A 16,259-nucleotide genomic window follows, 5' to 3' on the forward strand; every position below is an offset into this window, starting at 1 on the left:
ATCATGTCAGGCCGAGTTGAGATATTCGAAGTAGGGCCGCGCGACGGGCTGCAGAACGAAAAGCGCGAAATCCCGGTGTCGGAGAAAATCACGCTGGTCGATTGTCTGAGCCGCGCCGGGTTCTCACGCATCGAATGCGCCAGTTTCGTCAGCCCCAAATGGGTGCCGCAGATGGCCGGAAGCGCCGAGGTGCTGGCCGGGATCAAACGTGCACCGGGCGTGCGCTATGCGGCGCTGACGCCCAACATGCGCGGATATGAGGACGCGCTGGCGGCTGGCGCGGATGAGATTGCGGTCTTTGCCTCGGCCAGCGAAGGGTTTTCACAGGCCAACATCAACGCCAGCATCGCCGAGTCGCTGGACCGGTTCGAGCCAATCCTCAAGGCCGCACGCCATATCGACCTGCCGGTGCGCGGATATGTGTCCTGCGTGACCGACTGCCCCTTTGACGGGCCGACGGCCCCGGCCCAGGTCGCGGCCGTGGCCGACCGTCTGTTCGCCATGGGCTGTTACGAGATTTCCCTAGGCGACACGCTGGGCCGGGCAACGCCGGATTCGGTCGCGCGGATGCTGCTGACCGTACGCGACGTGGTGCCGGTGGGCCGTCTGGCCGGGCATTTCCATGATACCGCCGGGCGGGCGCTGGACAATATCGATGCGGCGCTGGCGCTGGGCGTGCGGGTGTTTGATGCGGCGGCCGGCGGGTTGGGCGGCTGCCCCTATGCCCCCGGTGCGGCGGGCAACGTCGCGACCGAATCCGTCGCGGCGCATCTGGAGCGTCTGGGCTATGACACCGGGCTGGATCTGGACGTGATCGCCGAAGCCAGTGCCATGGCACTGGCCATGCGGACCGGAGAGCAGGCGCATGTTTGAAACGATCAGCGTTGAGACCGACGCGCGCGGCGTGGCGACCCTGACGCTGGACCGCGCGGACAAGCACAACGCCATGTCGGGCCAGATGATCGATGAGCTGACGGTCGTGGCCGGCCAGCTTGACGCGAACGACGCAGTGCGCGTGGTTGTTCTGACCGGCAAGGGCAAGACATTCTGCGCCGGGGGCGATCTGGGCTGGATGCAGCAGCAGATGAAGGCCGACGGGCAGACACGGTTTGCCGAGGCCAGCAAACTGGCCAAGATGCTGTTTGCGATGAACACGCTGTCAAAACCGGTCATCGGCGCCATTCAGGGGAACGCCTTTGGCGGCGGTCTGGGCCTGATCAGCATTTGTGACGTGGCCATTAGTGTGGACCGCGCAATGATGGGGTTTACCGAGGCGCGGCTGGGCCTGATCCCTGCCACGATCAGCCCCTATTGCCTGGCCCGCATGGGTGAGGCCAGGGCGCGGCGTGTGTTCATGTCGGCCCGTTTGTTCGACGCGACCGAAGCGGTCGATCTGGGTCTGCTCGCGCGCACCGTGCCCGAGGAGGGGCTGAGCGAGGCCGTGGAATTCGAAGTCGCGCCCTATCTCACCTGTGCGCCCGGGGCCGTTGCGGCCTCGAAACGGCTGGCGCGGTCGTTTGGTCCGCCGATCGATCAGGCCACCATCGACAGAACCATCCGCGCGCTCGTCCTTCAATGGGAGACGGCAGAGGCGGAAGAGGGAATCAGGGCATTTTTCGCCAAGGAAAAACCGACCTGGATCACCGGCGCCGCCTGAGATCGCCGGGGTGACAGGCCGAGTCGGGGCGGCGACCTTGATCGCACGCAAATCTGCCCGATGACGATGCATCAATGCTGCACCTGCACTTTTTCTGACGTTGATGGCCCGGTTGCGGCCATTCTCGCGCTCTTTGAGGGGGTTGGCCCCGTTGACCCCCTGCGCGCACAGGGATAGACACAGCCAAGGTCAACACGCCATTTGACGGCGCGCCCGACGGGCAGCGCAATAAAAGGAGCCCACTCGTGGAAGAGATGTTGCGGGAATACCTTCCCATTCTGGTGTTTTTAGCCGTCGCAATCGGGTTGGGCCTTGTCCTCATCCTTGCCGCGGTTGTTCTGGCGGTCCGAAATCCGGATCCCGAAAAGGTCAGCGCCTATGAATGCGGGTTCAACGCATTCGACGATGCGCGGATGAAATTCGACGTCCGGTTCTACCTGGTGTCGATCCTGTTCATCATTTTCGACCTCGAAATCGCCTTTCTGTTCCCCTGGGCCGTGGCCTTCAAGGATGTGAGCATGGTCGGGTTCTGGTCGATGATGGTGTTCCTGGGCGTTCTGACCATCGGCTTTGCCTATGAATGGAAGAAAGGGGCCCTGGAATGGGAGTGAGCACATCCGCCAATTCAGCGGGCGCCGACCGCGAGGTCGCCACGCAGGCCCTGAATGCCGAGTTGCAGGACAAGGGATTTCTGCTGACCTCGACCGAGGATCTGATCAACTGGGCGCGCACCGGGTCGTTGCACTGGATGACATTCGGTCTGGCCTGTTGCGCGGTTGAAATGATGCACACCTCGATGCCGCGCTATGACGCCGAACGGTTCGGGATCGCGCCGCGCGCCTCGCCGCGCCAGTCGGACGTGATGATCGTGGCCGGCACCCTGACCAACAAGATGGCACCGGCGCTGCGCAAGGTTTACGACCAGATGCCCGAGCCGCGCTATGTGATTTCGATGGGCTCCTGCGCCAATGGGGGCGGGTATTATCACTACAGTTATTCCGTGGTGCGGGGCTGTGACCGGATCGTTCCGGTCGACATCTACGTGCCCGGCTGCCCGCCGACGGCCGAGGCCTTGCTTTATGGCCTGATGCAGTTGCAGCGGAAAATCCGCCGGACGGGGACAATTGTGCGATGAGCGAAGCACTGAAAGAACTGGGCACCCATATCGAGCTGAAGCGCCCCGATTGCGTTCTGGCCTGGACCGTGACCCATGATGAGCTGACCATCGACGTGACCCCGGCCAATATCACCGGCTTCGTCGAGTTTCTGAAAAGCGACAGTTCCTGCCGGTTCTCGTCCCTCGTGGATATCACGGCGGTGGATTATCCCGAACGCGCCAAGCGGTTCGACGTGGTCTATCACTTCCTGTCGATGTACCAGAACCAGCGCGTGCGCCTGCGCGTCAGCATCCGCGAGGATGACATGGTGCCTTCGATCGTGGATGTGCACCCCTCGGCCAACTGGTTCGAGCGTGAAGTTTACGACATGTTCGGCATCCTGTTTTCGGGTCACCCGGATTTGCGTCGCATCCTGACCGACTATGGCTTTCGCGGGTATCCGCTGCGCAAGGATTTCCCGACCACCGGATATACCGAGGTTCGCTATGACGAGGCGCAAAAGCGTGTCGTCTATGAACCCGTGTCGCTGGTTCAGGAATACCGCCAGTTCGATTTCATGAGCCCATGGGAAGGGGCGGAATACATCCTTCCCGGCGATGAGAAGAAGGAGGCCGAGTGATGGGTGGTCTGCTCTGGCTGATCAGCGCGCTGACGACGATTCCGATGCTCAAGCTGTTGCCGCATTTCGGCATCAACAAGTACTGGGCGCTGGCCTGTATCGTGCCGATCGGTGTGCCTCTGCTGGCGTGGTACATGGCGATGAAGCTTCAGGAACTGGAGAAGCTGTAGATGCACGGGCGATTTTCTGACGTTGGGGCGTTTCATTCTACAGCGATGCTTTTTGCGGCGCTGATTTTGATTGCCCTGTTCCTGTTGCCCGCACGCGTCATTCAGAAAAGACATGGCTATCCGGCATGGGTGCTGGTTTTTGGCCTCATTCCCTATCTCGGCCCGAATGTCCTGCTTTGGGCATTCGCGACATCCGAGCTCGGCAAAACTGAAGAGGTCCCGCAATGATGGACGGCTCAAAGTTCGACGACGCCCTGACAGGCGAACAGAAAATTCGCAATTTCAACATCAACTTCGGCCCGCAACACCCTGCGGCGCATGGGGTTTTGCGTCTGGTTCTTGAGCTGGACGGCGAGATCGTCGAGCGCTGTGACCCGCATATCGGCCTGCTGCACCGTGGCACCGAAAAGCTGATGGAAAGCCGGACCTACCTGCAGAACCTGCCCTATTTCGACCGTCTGGATTACGTGGCGCCGATGAACCAGGAACATGCCTGGTGTCTGGCCATCGAAAAGCTGACCGGCGTCGAGGTGCCGCGCCGTGCCTCGCTGATCCGGGTGCTGTATTCCGAAATCGGGCGCATCCTGAACCACCTTTTGAACGTGACCACGCAGGCGATGGATGTCGGTGCGCTGACCCCGCCGCTCTGGGGGTTCGAAGAGCGTGAAAAGCTGATGGAATTTTATGAACGCGCCTGTGGCGCGCGTTTGCACGCGGCCTATTTCCGCCCCGGCGGCGTGCACCAGGATCTGCCGGCCGGCTTGCTGGAAGATATCGAAACCTGGGCGAATGAGTTCCCCAATGTGCTGGACGATATTGACGGGCTGCTGACAGAGAACCGGATTTTCAAGCAGCGCAACTGCGATATCGGCGTCGTGACCGAAGAAGACATTCAGCTTTACGGCTTTTCCGGCGTGATGGTGCGCGGGTCGGGCCTGGCCTGGGATTTGCGCCGCGCGCAGCCCTATGAATGCTATGACGAGTTCGACTTCCAGATCCCCGTGGGCAAGAATGGTGATTGTTTCGATCGCTACCTCGTTCGCATGGAGGAAATGCGCCAGTCTCTGCGGATCATCCATCAATCGATCGAAAAACTGAACGCGCCTGACGGGCAGGGCGATGTTCTGGCGCGAGGCAAGATCACCCCGCCGTCGCGGTCGGACATGAAGACCTCGATGGAAAGCCTGATCCACCACTTCAAGCTTTATACCGAAGGGTTCCATGTACCTGCCGGTGAGGTCTACGCCGCCGTCGAGGCGCCCAAAGGTGAATTCGGTGTCTACCTGGTAGCTGACGGGACCAACAAACCCTACCGCTCAAAAATCCGCGCGCCGGGGTATCTGCATCTTCAGGCGATGGATCACGTCGCCGTGGGGCACCAGCTGGCCGATGTCGCCGCGATTATCGGCACGATGGATGTCGTGTTCGGGGAGATCGACCGCTGATGCGCGCCACGCCCCTTCTTCATCTTGCCAAAAATACTCCCGCCGGAGGCAACCAACGCCGCCACGGGCACAAAGGGTTCTAAGTCATGCTTCGCCGTCTCCACCCCGAGCAACCCGACAGTTTTGCCTTCACGCCCGCCAACCAGGCCTGGGCCGAGGCGCAGATCACCAAGTATCCCGAGGGCCGTCAGGCCAGCGCGATCATCCCGCTGCTCTGGCGCGCGCAGGAGCAGGAGGGGTGGCTGACCCGCCCGGCGATAGAACATGTGGCCGACATGCTGGGCATGGCCTATATCCGCGCGCTTGAGGTGGCTTCGTTCTACTTCATGTTTCAGCTGCAACCGGTTGGTTCTGTTGCGCATATTCAAATTTGTGGAACGACATCCTGCATGATCTGCGGGGCCGAGGATCTGGTCGCGGTCTGCCGCGAAAAAATCGCCGCCAAGCCGCATGAGCTGAGTGCGGATGGCAAATTCAGCTGGGAAGAGGTCGAATGCCTCGGATCCTGCGCGAATGCACCGATGGCGCAGATCGGCAAGGATTACTACGAGGATCTGACCGCTGCGCGAATGGGCGAAATCCTGGATGACCTGGCCGCGGGCAAGGTGCCGCTTCCGGGTCCGCAAAACGGACGTTACGCCGCCGAGCCGCTGAGCGGGCTGACCAGTCTGACCGAATATGACAGCGGCCGCACCCAGTATAACGCCAGCGTGCAACTGGCCAGCGATATCGGGGACACGGTTAAGCGGATCGACGGGACCGAAGTGCCGCTGCTTACGCCCTGGCAGGGCAAGGCGGCCAATGCGCCCAAACCCCCGGCGGCGAAAAAGGCAGCACCGGCCAAGGCGGTCAAACCTGCCGCCGAAACCCCCGCAGACGAAACCGGTGTGACCAAACAGGCCGCCAAAGCCACGTCAAAAGCCAAGCCAAAGGTGACAGCAAAACCGAAAGCGGCAAAACCGAAAGCGGCGGCAAAAGCCAAGTCAGCGGCACCTGTCAAGACGGCAGCAAGCGGGGCAGGGACTAAGCCCAAGGCCCTGAAGGCCGCGCGCGGCGGACGGGCGGATGACCTGAAGCTGATCAAGGGCGTGGGACCCAAGCTGGAAACGCTGCTGAACACGCTGGGTTTCTATCACTTCGACCAGGTGGGCGCCTGGAGCGCGGATGAAATCGCCTGGGTCGATCAGAACTTGGAAGGGTTCAAGGGCCGGGTCAGCCGGGACAACTGGGTTGAGCAGGCAAAGCAGCTTGCGGAAGGCGGCGAAACAGAATTTTCCCAACGCGCGAAAAAAGACGGTATTTATAAGAAATAATGTAGTGCAACGGGAGAATTTCTAAGATGACAAGTAGTACTGATCAAAGCAGCTGCAGCAAACGCTGTTGGAAAATGGCTGCCGGGGCAGGGGTCGTCTTGGCGATACTCCTCTTGCTGTTCGGCACCGGGTTTCTGAAATCGATCGTGATCGGTGTTCTGGCCTTCGCGGTCGTGGGTTTGATCCTGAATTGGCTCTGGTGCTCGGGCTCCCAAGGGACGGCAATAACCACCTCTGCCGCGACGACGCCCACCCCGGCCCCGGCGAAACCCGCCGAACCGGCACCCGCTCCGGCCCCTGCTGCGGCAGCACCGGCGCCGGCGCCTGCCAAGGCTGCTGATCCGGCGAAAGAAACACCCGCACCAAAACCCGCCCCCGCCGCGTCGTCGGAACCGCTGATCAAGCCGTCGACTGCACTGGCCGGTCAGCAAGAGCTGTCCGAGCGCAAGGGAAGCTGGAAATACGAAGGCGGCAGTGCACCGGCCCCGGCGGCCAAAGCGGCCCCCGCCCCCAAAGCGGCAGAACCCGCACCGGCGGCCACCGCCACCGCAGCGGATGCCCCCGCGACACTGAGCGCGGCCCGCGCAGGCGGCGCAGATGATCTCAAGCTGATCAAGGGCGTCGGTCCGAAACTGGAAATCCTGCTCAACACAATGGGCTTTTACCATTTCGATCAGGTTGCAAGCTGGACCGACAAAGAGGTCGCCTGGGTCGATCAGAACCTTCAGGGCTTCAAGGGCCGGGTCAGCCGTGACAACTGGGTCGAGCAGGCCAAGATCCTTGCAAGCGGCGGCGAGACCGAATTCTCGGCGCGCAAGAAGTAGGAGCACTGAGATATGGCATCAGAGCGGGATTCAACGACCAAGGCGGGGCAGCGCGTTGCGCTTGTGATCGCAGGGGTCGGCCTGCTCTGGCTGCTTGCGAATTTTGCAGGGTCATACTGGGGCTGGTCCAACCGGACGCGCGCCTTTTTTGACCTTGCGGCGCTGGCCGGGTTCGGCTGGGCGCTGTGGCAGACGATTAACATCTGGCGGAAACGCCAGGCTGACAAAGGCTAGGCTGATGCTGAAAGACCAGGACCGGATCTTTACCAATCTCTACGGGATGCACGACCGCACCCTGAAGGGCGCGCAGGAGCGTGGCCATTGGGACGGGACCGCCGGGATCATCAAAAAGGGGCGGGACTGGATCATCTCGCAGATGAAAGACAGCGGTCTGCGCGGGCGCGGCGGCGCGGGTTTCCCGACCGGTCTGAAATGGTCTTTCATGCCCAAGGAAAGCGACGGTCGCCCGTCCTACCTGGTGGTGAATGCCGATGAATCCGAGCCGGGCACCTGCAAGGACCGCGAGATCATGCGCCATGATCCGCATACCCTGATCGAGGGCTGTCTGATCGCGTCTTTCGCGATGAACGCGAACGCCTGCTACATCTATATCCGCGGGGAATACATCCGCGAGCGCGAGGCGTTGCAGAACGCCATCGACGAGGCTTACGAGGCCGGACTGCTGGGCAAGAACGCCGCCAAATCGGGGTGGGATTTCGATCTGTACCTGCACCATGGGGCGGGGGCCTATATCTGCGGTGAGGAAACCGCGCTGCTTGAAAGCCTTGAGGGCAAGAAAGGCATGCCGCGCATGAAGCCGCCGTTCCCGGCGGGGGCGGGTCTTTACGGCTGCCCGACAACGGTGAACAACGTGGAATCGATCGCTGTCGTCCCGACCATCCTGCGCCGTGGACCGGAATGGTTTTCATCCTTTGGCCGTCCGAACAACGCGGGCACCAAGCTGTTTGCGATTTCGGGCCATGTGAACAACCCCTGCGTCGTCGAAGAGGCGATGTCGATCACCTTCGAGGAGCTGATCGACAAGCATTGCGGCGGTATCCGCGGCGGATGGGACAACCTCAAAGCGGTGATCCCCGGCGGATCGTCGGTGCCCTGTATCCGTGGCGAGAACATGCGCGAGGCGATCATGGATTTCGATTACCTGCGCGAACAGCGCAGCGGTCTGGGCACCGCTGCGGTGATCGTGATGGACAACTCGACCGATATCATCAAGGCAATCTGGCGGTTGTCCAAGTTCTACAAGCATGAAAGCTGTGGCCAGTGCACGCCTTGCCGGGAAGGGACGGGATGGATGATGCGGGTCATGGACCGTCTGGTGACGGGCGAGGCCGAGGTCGAAGAGATCGACATGCTGCTCGATGTCACCAAGCAGGTCGAGGGGCACACGATCTGCGCCCTTGGCGATGCGGCGGCCTGGCCCATTCAGGGCCTGATCCGCAACTTCCGCGACGAGATCGAAGACCGGATCAAACACAAGCGCACGGGTCGCGTCAGCGCCGTTGCGGCAGAATAACAGCGCCGCACGGCAAGGAGATTGATGATGCGCAAGGTTCTGATTTCGACAGTGGCCCTGAGTGTTCTGGCGGCCTGTGGCGGCACGTCCCGTCTGGATGACGCGCGCGCGCAGCGGCTGGTGCAGATGCCCGGGCCACAGCATTATGCCGAGCGTCGCGTTGCGCGCGAACTGGCGTCGCGCTGTGCGCGGTACGCTTATGACGAAACGCTGGCCAAGGCGATGAGCGAGGCGCGCGCCAAATCCGGCGCGGCAACCGCATTGCAACAGCGCGGGGCCGTCGACCTAGAGGCGGATATCAAACGCCGCTCGCTGGCGGCGCGCTATGGCACGGACTATTCGGCGCTGGACGCCTGTGCGACTTTGGATGGTGAAATCGCACAGCAAACGGCGCTGAGCGTGATGGTTCTGAAAAAAGGCTGAGGCATGAGCGGATCGCAGCAACATCTGGCCGAGTTGAACGTCGGGCGCCTGTTGGCCCCGACCGATGACCCGCGTGTTGCCGAGTTCATGGACAACCTCGACCGGATCAACGGGCTGGGCAAACGGATGCCCGGGTTCGTCTGGATGATGGAAGGGTCGGGCGAGCCGGGCACCGGCAATACCGAGAACAGCATCGGGGACGATCCGCAGTTCGTGGCCAACCTGACCGTGTGGGAGGATGCGCCGAGCCTGGAAAAATTCGTCTGGGGCACCATTCACAAGCAGTTTTACGAACGGCGCCAAGAATGGTTCGAAGTTCTGGGCGATATGCATTTCGTGATGTGGTGGGTGCCGGCCGGGCACAAGCCCACTCTGGACAAAGCGATGGCGCGGCTTGAGCACCTGCGCACCCATGGACCCAGCGCCCATGCCTTTGGCTGGGCCGATCTGGAGCAGGCGGATATGTGGCGCAGCCACGGGTGTTCGCCCGTCGCGGCAGAGTGAGGGTTGGACGGTGACACAGGGTAAAGGAACGGGCAGATGAGGCGGTTCAAATTCGAAGAAGGCGCCGACGTATCCGAAGACATCCGGACCAAGTACGGTTTTGACGGCGACCTGCTCAGGCTCTTTGCCGAGAACAAGGGCGTCGTGGTTCACAAGTGGCATCACTATATCCCGATCTACGAACGCTATTTCGCGCCGTTCCGTGGCACCGATGTGCGGTTCCTTGAAATCGGCGTGAACAAGGGCGGCTCGCTGCAGATGTGGCGCAAGTATTTCGGCAAGGATGCCACCCTGTTCGGGATCGACATCAACAAGGAGTGCGCGCAATTCGACGGGCAGGCCGGCCAGGTCCGTATCGGCAGCCAGGCCGACCCCGAGTTTCTGGACAAGGTGGTCGAGGAAATGGGCGGCGTCGATGTCATTCTGGACGATGGCAGCCATAGGATGCCGCATGTGCGCGCCTCGTTCGAGCATCTTTACCCAAAGCTGGCCGAAAACGGCATCTACATGATCGAGGATCTGCACACCGCCTATCTGCCGAAATTCGGTGGCGGGTATCGCAGCAGTGACAATTTCTTCCGCTTCGCACGTGAACTGGTCGATGACATGCATCACTGGTACCACAAAAAGGGTATGCGCCATCCCGAACTGGGCGCGCATGTGGCCGGGCTCCATATTCACGATTCAATCGCCGTTATCGACAAACAGCCGGTCTATCGCCCGGTGCATTCGCGGGTGGGCTGAAACCGATGAACAGGGGTCTGATCAATTTGGGACACAAGGCGGCGCTGGCGGGCATGCTGCTGGCGCTTGTGGCGTGCGGACAGGCCAGAAACGAACGCATCCTGTTCGAGGGCCAATATTTCCCGGCCAAGACCAGCAAGGTCGGCGATGATCTTTCGCAATTCGTGACCGAGATCGACGATGTGTCCTCATCTCTCGATGGCGCACGCGAGGCGGGGCGCTATGAGGGCACGAAATACTGCATCGCGAATTTCGGCACCTCGCGGATTGACTGGGTCGTTGGTCCGGACACGCCGCCCGAGACGCTGACGATCCGGGACAATACGCTGACCTTCCAGGGACGGTGCCGGGCATGAGCGGGTTTTGGGGCGATAAAACAGGGTTTTCGGGCGTGATATTGAATATCAAGGCCGGTTTGGCATGTTCTGGTCTCTCCTCAAAGGAGAGACCTATCATGACCAGTATCAAGACCCTTACGATTGCCGCCCTTCTTGCCTTTGCCGTGCCGGCGGCTGGTGCGGACGCAAAACCATCCCTGCGCGATGTCCCCGAGATCGAAGACGCCCTGTTTGCCGTTGCGATTGCCGACGAGGTGCGTGATCACTGTGACACTATCCATGCGCGTCTGTTCAAGGCCATCGGCGTGCTGCGCCGGCTCAAGGCGCGGGCCAACGACCTTGGCTATACGGATGATGAAATCCGCAGCTACATCGAATCCGACTCGGAAAAGGCCCGGATGCGATCCAAGGGCAAAAAATTTCTGGCCGCCAATGGCGTGTCCTACTCGAAACCGGAAACCTTCTGCACCTTCGGGCGTGCGGAGATTTCAAAATCCAGCGCGATCGGCGTGCTATTGAAGGCGAAATAGACCATGTCTGACCTCCGCAAGATCAACATTGACGGAACCGAAATCGAAGTTGACGGGGCCATGACCCTGATCCAGGCCTGTGAACAGGCGGGGGTGGAAATCCCCCGTTTCTGTTATCACGAGCGTCTGACGATTGCGGGGAACTGCCGAATGTGTCTGGTCGAGGTCGTGGGCGGTCCGCCCAAACCGGCGGCCTCTTGTGCGATGCAGGTCAAGGATCTGCGCCCGGGTCCCGAAGGCCAGGCGCCGCAGGTCAGGACCAATTCGCCGATGGTCAAGAAGGCCCGCGAGGGGGTGATGGAGTTCTTGCTGATCAACCATCCGCTGGATTGTCCGATCTGTGATCAGGGCGGCGAATGTGACCTTCAGGATCAGGCGATGGCCTATGGCGTCGATTTCAGCCGCTTCCGCGAGCCCAAGCGCGCGGTGGATGATCTGGATCTCGGCCCGCTGGTCGAAACCCACATGACGCGCTGCATCAGTTGCACGCGATGCGTGCGATTTACCTCCGAGGTGGCCGGAATCACCCAGATGGGCCAGACCGGCCGCGGGGAAGATTCGGAAATCACCAGCTATCTGAACGAAACGCTGGATTCGAACCTGCAGGGCAACATCATCGACCTGTGCCCGGTGGGCGCGCTGGTCAGCAAACCCTATGCGTTCACCGCCCGTCCGTGGGAATTGACCAAGACGGAAACCATCGACGTGATGGATGCGCTGGGATCGAACATCCGGGTCGACACCAAGGGGCGCGAAGTGATGCGCATCCTGCCTCGCAACCATGACGGCGTGAACGAGGAATGGATTTCCGACAAGACCCGCTTTGTCTGGGACGGTCTGCGCCGCCAGCGTCTGGACACGCCTTACATCCGGGAAAACGGCAAATTGCGCAAAGCGAACTGGGGCGAGGCGCTGAGCGCCGCCGCCGCCGCGATGAAGGGCAAGAAACTGGCCGGTCTGGTGGGCGATCTTGCCCCGGTCGAGGCCATTTTTGCGCTGAAACAGCTGATCGAGGGTCAGGGCGGTGTTGTTGAATGCCGCACCGACCGGGCCAAGCTGCCCGCGGGCAACCGGGGCGCCTATGTCGGCACAGCGACGATAGAAGATATCGACGATGCCAAGTTCATTCAGCTGATCGGGACCAACCCGCGCGAAGAAGCGCCGGTTCTGAACGCCCGGATCCGCAAGGCCTGGTCGAAAGGGGCCAACATCGGTCTTGTGGGCGAGGCGGTGGACCTGACCTATGACTATGCCCATGTGGGCACGGATCGTGCCGCGCTGGACAGCCTCTTGAACAAGGAGTACGGCGCCGTTCTGGACGCGCCGAGCATCGTGATCGTGGGACAGGGCGCGCTGAGCGAGGCCGACGGCACCGCCGTTCTGGCCGCCGCGATGAAGCTGGCCAAGGAAACCCAAAGCAAGCTGCTGGTTCTGCACACTGCCGCATCGCGCGTGGGCGCGATGGATGTGGGCGCCGTGACCGAAGGTGGGCTCGACGCCGCCATGGACGGGGCCGAGGTGGTTTACAACCTGGGCGCGGATGAGGTGGAAATCGCCGACGGCGCATTCGTGATCTATCAGGGCAGCCACGGTGACCGCGGGGCGCATCGCGCCGACATCATCCTGCCGGGGGCCGCCTATACCGAGGAACCGGGCCTGTTCGTCAACACCGAAGGCCGCCCGCAGCTTGCGCTGCGCGCCGGGTTCGCCCCGGGCGAGGCCAAGGAAAACTGGGCCATCCTGCGTGCGCTGAGCGCGGAACTGGATGCAACGCTGCCCTATGATAACATTGCGCAACTGCGCACAGCGCTGGTCGCCGAGGTACCGCATCTGGCGCAAATCGACCAGGTTCCCGGGAACGAGATGACACCGCTGAAACCCGGCAAGCTGGGCAAGGCGACGTTCCGTCCGGCGATCAGGGATTTCTTCCTGACCAACCCGGTTGCACGGGCCTCGGCGCTGATGGCGGAATTGTCGGCCAACGCCAAGTCGCGTGGCACGGACAAGATTGCCGCTGAATGATGCGGGTGGCGCTCATATCGCCGATGCTGTTGATGGCCTGTGATACGGGGGAAACCGCCGCAAGCGGGCCGTCGAATCTCGAATATCAGGGGGCGGAAGCGACCCCTCTGGACGATGAACTTGTGCAGATAGATGTGACACTGGCCGGGTCGCGCAGGCCGGAAGACGTCATTTCCTATGCACGATGTGCCGTGGCGCAGTACACGCTGAACCGCGGATACGGATTTGCGCGTCATTTGCGCACAAAAATGAACGAAGAGGGTGGCGTGTGGACGGCAGATGCTGTTTACACCATCTCGCCGACGCTGCCCCGTGGTTTGGAAACGATTGACGCCAAAGTTGTCGTGTCCGACTGCGAGGAAAACGGGATACCCACGGTGTGAGGACTTATGGCTGAATTTTTTACCACCACATACCTAGGCATAGCGCTTTTGATTGTAGGTCAAATTCTGCTGTTAGTGGTGCCACTTTTGGTTGCCCTTGCCTTTCTTATGTATGCTGACCGCAAAATCTGGGCGGCCGTGCAGATGCGCCGCGGGCCGAACGTGGTCGGGTTTTACGGCCTGCTGCAAAGCTTCGCGGATTTCCTGAAATACATCGTCAAGGAAGTCGTCTTTCCCGCCGGCGCCGACCGGGCCGTGTTCCTGTTGGCGCCGATGGTCTCGCTGGTCATGGCGCTGATCGCCTGGGCGGTGATCCCGTTCAATGACGGTTGGGTGCTGTCAGACATCAACGTTGCCATTCTCTATGTCTTTGCGGTCTCCTCGCTTGAGGTTTACGGCGTGATCATGGGGGGCTGGGCGTCCAACTCGAAATACCCGTTCCTAGGCTCGCTGCGCTCGGCCGCGCAGATGATTTCATACGAGGTGTCGATCGGGTTGATCATCATCGGTGTGATCCTGTCCACCGGCAGCATGAATTTCGGCGATATCGTGCAGGCACAGGATGGCGATTACGGGCTGTTCAGCTGGTACTGGCTGCCGCATTTCCCGATGCTGTTCCTGTTCTTCATCTCGGCGCTGGCCGAAACCAACCGCCCGCCGTTTGACCTGCCCGAGGCTGAGTCGGAACTGGTGGCCGGCTATCAGGTTGAATATTCGTCGACCCCGTTCCTGCTGTTCATGATCGGGGAACTGGTGGCCGTGGTGCTGATGTGCGCCCTGGTGTCGCTGTTGTTCTTTGGCGGCTGGCTGTCGCCCATTCCGGGGCTGCCCGACGGCATCCTGTGGATGATCCTGAAGATGCTGTTCGTGTTCTTCATGTTCTCGATGGTCAAGGCGATCACCCCGCGCTACCGCTATGACCAGCTGATGCGCCTGGGCTGGAAAGTGTTCCTGCCGTTCAGCCTGGCCTGGGTGGTCTTCGTCTCTTTCGCCGCAAAATTCGACTGGTTTTGGGGGGCTTTTGCCCGCTGGAGCACGGGGGGCTGACATGACACAGATCGATTACACCCGCGCCGCCAAGTATTTCCTGCTGGCGGACTTTGCCAAGGGGTTCAAACTGGGCCTGAAATACTTCTTCGCGCCCAAGGCCACGGTGAACTATCCGCATGAAAAGGGGCCCCTGTCGCCCCGGTTCCGCGGCGAACACGCGCTGCGCCGCTATCCCAACGGCGAAGAACGCTGCATTGCCTGCAAACTGTGCGAGGCGATCTGCCCGGCGCAGGCCATCACCATCGACGCCGAACCCCGCGAGGACGGCAGCCGCCGCACCACGCGCTATGACATCGACATGACCAAGTGCATCTATTGCGGGTTCTGCCAGGAGGCCTGCCCGGTCGATGCCATCGTCGAGGGGCCGAATTTCGAATTTGCCACCGAAACCCGTGAAGAGCTGTTTTACGATAAGGCCAAGCTGCTGGATAACGGTGATCGCTGGGAGGCTGAAATCGCCCGCAATCTGGAAATGGACGCGCCCTACCGATGAGTGAGACCCCCCGCAATCCGTTCGAGGCAATGATGTCTCAGGCCCACGAGATGGCCAAGTCGCTGAACCCGGCGCTCGAGACCTTTTCGCCCAAGGGGTTCGAGGCGCTGTGGCCGACCATGCCCAAAGAGGCGATGGAATTCTGGTTCGGGAATGCGGTCAACAAGGACGGGCTGGATGCCAAGACGCGGCTGTTGCTGACGCTGGCCGGGCTGACGATGCAGGGGGCCCAGGCCGATACCGCGCTGCGCCAGACCGTGCGCCACGCGGTTGCGGCGGGCGCAAGAAAGCAAGAGATCGTGGAAACGATCGGACAGATGTCGGTCTTTGCCGGCATCCCGGCCATGACCCGCGCGCTGGAACTGGCGCAAGAGGCCATGGGCGAGACAGAGGATGACGAGACATGAGCGTTTTTGCCTTCTACCTATTTTCGATCAGCGCGATCGCGGGCGGGTTTTTCACCGTGGTCAGCCGCCAGCCGGTGCACTCGGTCCTGTGGCTGATCCTGGCGTTCCTGTCCTCGGCGGGCCTGTTCGTTCTGCTTGGGGCTGAATTCGTCGCCATGCTGCTGGTCATTGTCTATGTCGGCGCGGTCGCGGTTCTGTTCCTGTTTGTGGTGATGATGCTGGACGTCGATTTTGCCGAGCTGAAGGCCGAGATGGCGAAATACATGCCGTTGGCCTTGCTGATCGGGCTGGTGATCCTGATGCAATTCGTCATGGCCTTTGGTGCATGGGAATCCAACGCCGCCGCCGAAGGCCTGCGCGCGCAGGTCACCCCGGTCGACAAACACAATACCGAGGCCCTGGGCCTGATCCTTTACGACCAGTATTTCCTGCTGTTCCAACTGGCCGGTCTGATCCTGCTGGTTGCCATGATCGGCGCCATCGTTCTGACCCTGCGCCACCGCACCGACATCAAGCGCCAGGACATCATCGCCCAGATGATGCGCGACCCGGCCAAGGCGATGGAACTGAAAGACGTGAAACCGGGGCAGGGGCTGTAAGCCTGTCCTGTTCCCGGATCGCGTCCGGGATGACAATTTCCCGGGCTTGATCCGGGGCGATAATGACCCGGGTCTTAACCGGGAAG

General features: G+C 61.3%; 23 protein-coding genes. All 23 read left to right on the forward strand.

Annotation, left to right across the window (positions count from 1 at the left end):
• The first annotated feature begins 3 nt into the window (after positions 1-3).
• The 23 genes from ACXYMO_RS12360 (at position 4) to ACXYMO_RS12470 (ending at position 16,173) form a co-directional block, all read left to right on the forward strand.
• The gene (locus ACXYMO_RS12360) at positions 4-873 is read left to right on the forward strand and encodes a hydroxymethylglutaryl-CoA lyase (protein WP_458878988.1); all 870 of its coding nucleotides are present in this window, start codon (positions 4-6) and stop codon (positions 871-873) included.
• Positions 866-1,657, forward strand: coding sequence for a crotonase/enoyl-CoA hydratase family protein (locus ACXYMO_RS12365; protein ID WP_458878989.1), 792 nt, complete (start codon positions 866-868; stop codon positions 1,655-1,657). Before ACXYMO_RS12360 ends, ACXYMO_RS12365 begins: the two co-directional genes overlap by 8 nt.
• Before the next feature lie 245 nt (positions 1,658-1,902).
• Positions 1,903-2,268 (forward strand): NADH-quinone oxidoreductase subunit A, encoded by a 366-nt coding sequence (locus ACXYMO_RS12370; RefSeq protein WP_458878990.1) that lies wholly within the window; start codon positions 1,903-1,905, stop codon positions 2,266-2,268.
• Positions 2,259-2,792, forward strand: coding sequence for a NuoB/complex I 20 kDa subunit family protein (locus ACXYMO_RS12375; protein WP_458878991.1), 534 nt, complete (start codon positions 2,259-2,261; stop codon positions 2,790-2,792). Before ACXYMO_RS12370 ends, ACXYMO_RS12375 begins: the two co-directional genes overlap by 10 nt.
• Positions 2,789-3,394 carry an NADH-quinone oxidoreductase subunit C gene (locus tag ACXYMO_RS12380; protein ID WP_458878992.1) on the forward strand — a complete coding sequence of 202 codons (606 nt, stop codon included), beginning with the start codon at positions 2,789-2,791 and terminating at the stop codon, positions 3,392-3,394. Before ACXYMO_RS12375 ends, ACXYMO_RS12380 begins: the two co-directional genes overlap by 4 nt.
• On the forward strand, positions 3,394-3,564 hold the full coding sequence (locus tag ACXYMO_RS12385) for a hypothetical protein (RefSeq protein WP_458878993.1): 171 nt from the start codon (positions 3,394-3,396) through the stop codon (positions 3,562-3,564). Before ACXYMO_RS12380 ends, ACXYMO_RS12385 begins: the two co-directional genes overlap by 1 nt.
• Positions 3,565-3,792: a hypothetical protein gene (locus ACXYMO_RS12390; RefSeq protein ID WP_458878994.1), complete on the forward strand. Its 228-nt coding sequence runs from the start codon at positions 3,565-3,567 to the stop codon at positions 3,790-3,792. It begins immediately after the preceding gene.
• Positions 3,792-5,009, forward strand: a complete 1,218-nt coding sequence (locus ACXYMO_RS12395) for an NADH-quinone oxidoreductase subunit D (protein WP_458879086.1) — start codon at positions 3,792-3,794, stop codon at positions 5,007-5,009. The genes ACXYMO_RS12390 and ACXYMO_RS12395 overlap by 1 nt, the downstream gene beginning before the upstream one ends.
• An 86-nt stretch (positions 5,010-5,095) precedes the next feature.
• The gene (locus ACXYMO_RS12400; RefSeq protein ID WP_458878995.1) at positions 5,096-6,322 is read left to right on the forward strand and encodes an NADH-quinone oxidoreductase subunit E; all 1,227 of its coding nucleotides are present in this window, start codon (positions 5,096-5,098) and stop codon (positions 6,320-6,322) included.
• A gap of 98 nt (positions 6,323-6,420) precedes the next feature.
• Positions 6,421-7,146, forward strand: a complete 726-nt coding sequence (locus ACXYMO_RS12405) for an endonuclease (RefSeq protein WP_458878996.1) — start codon at positions 6,421-6,423, stop codon at positions 7,144-7,146.
• 12 nt (positions 7,147-7,158) lie between these two features.
• Positions 7,159-7,380: a DUF5337 domain-containing protein gene (locus ACXYMO_RS12410; protein WP_458878997.1), complete on the forward strand. Its 222-nt coding sequence runs from the start codon at positions 7,159-7,161 to the stop codon at positions 7,378-7,380.
• A 4-nt stretch (positions 7,381-7,384) separates the two neighbouring features.
• Positions 7,385-8,680, forward strand: coding sequence for an NADH-quinone oxidoreductase subunit NuoF (gene nuoF, locus ACXYMO_RS12415; RefSeq protein ID WP_458878998.1), 1,296 nt, complete (start codon positions 7,385-7,387; stop codon positions 8,678-8,680).
• Positions 8,681-8,707: 27 nt separating this feature from the next.
• Positions 8,708-9,103: a hypothetical protein gene (locus ACXYMO_RS12420; RefSeq protein ID WP_458878999.1), complete on the forward strand. Its 396-nt coding sequence runs from the start codon at positions 8,708-8,710 to the stop codon at positions 9,101-9,103.
• 3 nt (positions 9,104-9,106) lie between these two features.
• Positions 9,107-9,607, forward strand: coding sequence for a DUF3291 domain-containing protein (locus tag ACXYMO_RS12425; protein WP_458879000.1), 501 nt, complete (start codon positions 9,107-9,109; stop codon positions 9,605-9,607).
• A gap of 36 nt (positions 9,608-9,643) precedes the next feature.
• Positions 9,644-10,351, forward strand: a complete 708-nt coding sequence (locus ACXYMO_RS12430) for a class I SAM-dependent methyltransferase (protein WP_458879001.1) — start codon at positions 9,644-9,646, stop codon at positions 10,349-10,351.
• Positions 10,352-10,356: 5 nt separating this feature from the next.
• On the forward strand, positions 10,357-10,707 hold the full coding sequence (locus ACXYMO_RS12435; protein ID WP_458879002.1) for a hypothetical protein: 351 nt from the start codon (positions 10,357-10,359) through the stop codon (positions 10,705-10,707).
• Between the two features lie 98 nt (positions 10,708-10,805).
• Entirely contained in the window at positions 10,806-11,219 is a 414-nt protein-coding gene (locus ACXYMO_RS12440; protein ID WP_458879003.1) for a DUF5333 domain-containing protein, read from the forward strand.
• A gap of 3 nt (positions 11,220-11,222) precedes the next feature.
• A complete protein-coding gene (nuoG, locus tag ACXYMO_RS12445) occupies positions 11,223-13,241 on the forward strand; it encodes an NADH-quinone oxidoreductase subunit NuoG (RefSeq protein WP_458879004.1) in 2,019 nt (672 codons plus the stop codon).
• The gene (locus ACXYMO_RS12450) at positions 13,238-13,624 is read left to right on the forward strand and encodes a hypothetical protein (RefSeq protein ID WP_458879005.1); all 387 of its coding nucleotides are present in this window, start codon (positions 13,238-13,240) and stop codon (positions 13,622-13,624) included. Before nuoG ends, ACXYMO_RS12450 begins: the two co-directional genes overlap by 4 nt.
• Before the next feature lie 6 nt (positions 13,625-13,630).
• Entirely contained in the window at positions 13,631-14,671 is a 1,041-nt protein-coding gene (nuoH, locus tag ACXYMO_RS12455; RefSeq protein ID WP_458879006.1) for an NADH-quinone oxidoreductase subunit NuoH, read from the forward strand.
• Between the two features lies 1 nt (position 14,672).
• Positions 14,673-15,167, forward strand: coding sequence for an NADH-quinone oxidoreductase subunit NuoI (nuoI, locus tag ACXYMO_RS12460; RefSeq protein WP_458879007.1), 495 nt, complete (start codon positions 14,673-14,675; stop codon positions 15,165-15,167).
• Positions 15,164-15,574: a carboxymuconolactone decarboxylase family protein gene (locus tag ACXYMO_RS12465; protein ID WP_458879008.1), complete on the forward strand. Its 411-nt coding sequence runs from the start codon at positions 15,164-15,166 to the stop codon at positions 15,572-15,574. The genes nuoI and ACXYMO_RS12465 overlap by 4 nt, the downstream gene beginning before the upstream one ends.
• Positions 15,571-16,173 (forward strand): NADH-quinone oxidoreductase subunit J, encoded by a 603-nt coding sequence (locus ACXYMO_RS12470; RefSeq protein ID WP_458879009.1) that lies wholly within the window; start codon positions 15,571-15,573, stop codon positions 16,171-16,173. Before ACXYMO_RS12465 ends, ACXYMO_RS12470 begins: the two co-directional genes overlap by 4 nt.
• Positions 16,174-16,259 lie beyond the last annotated feature (86 nt).

The sequence above is a fragment of the Arenibacterium sp. CAU 1754 genome (assembly GCF_054482635.1).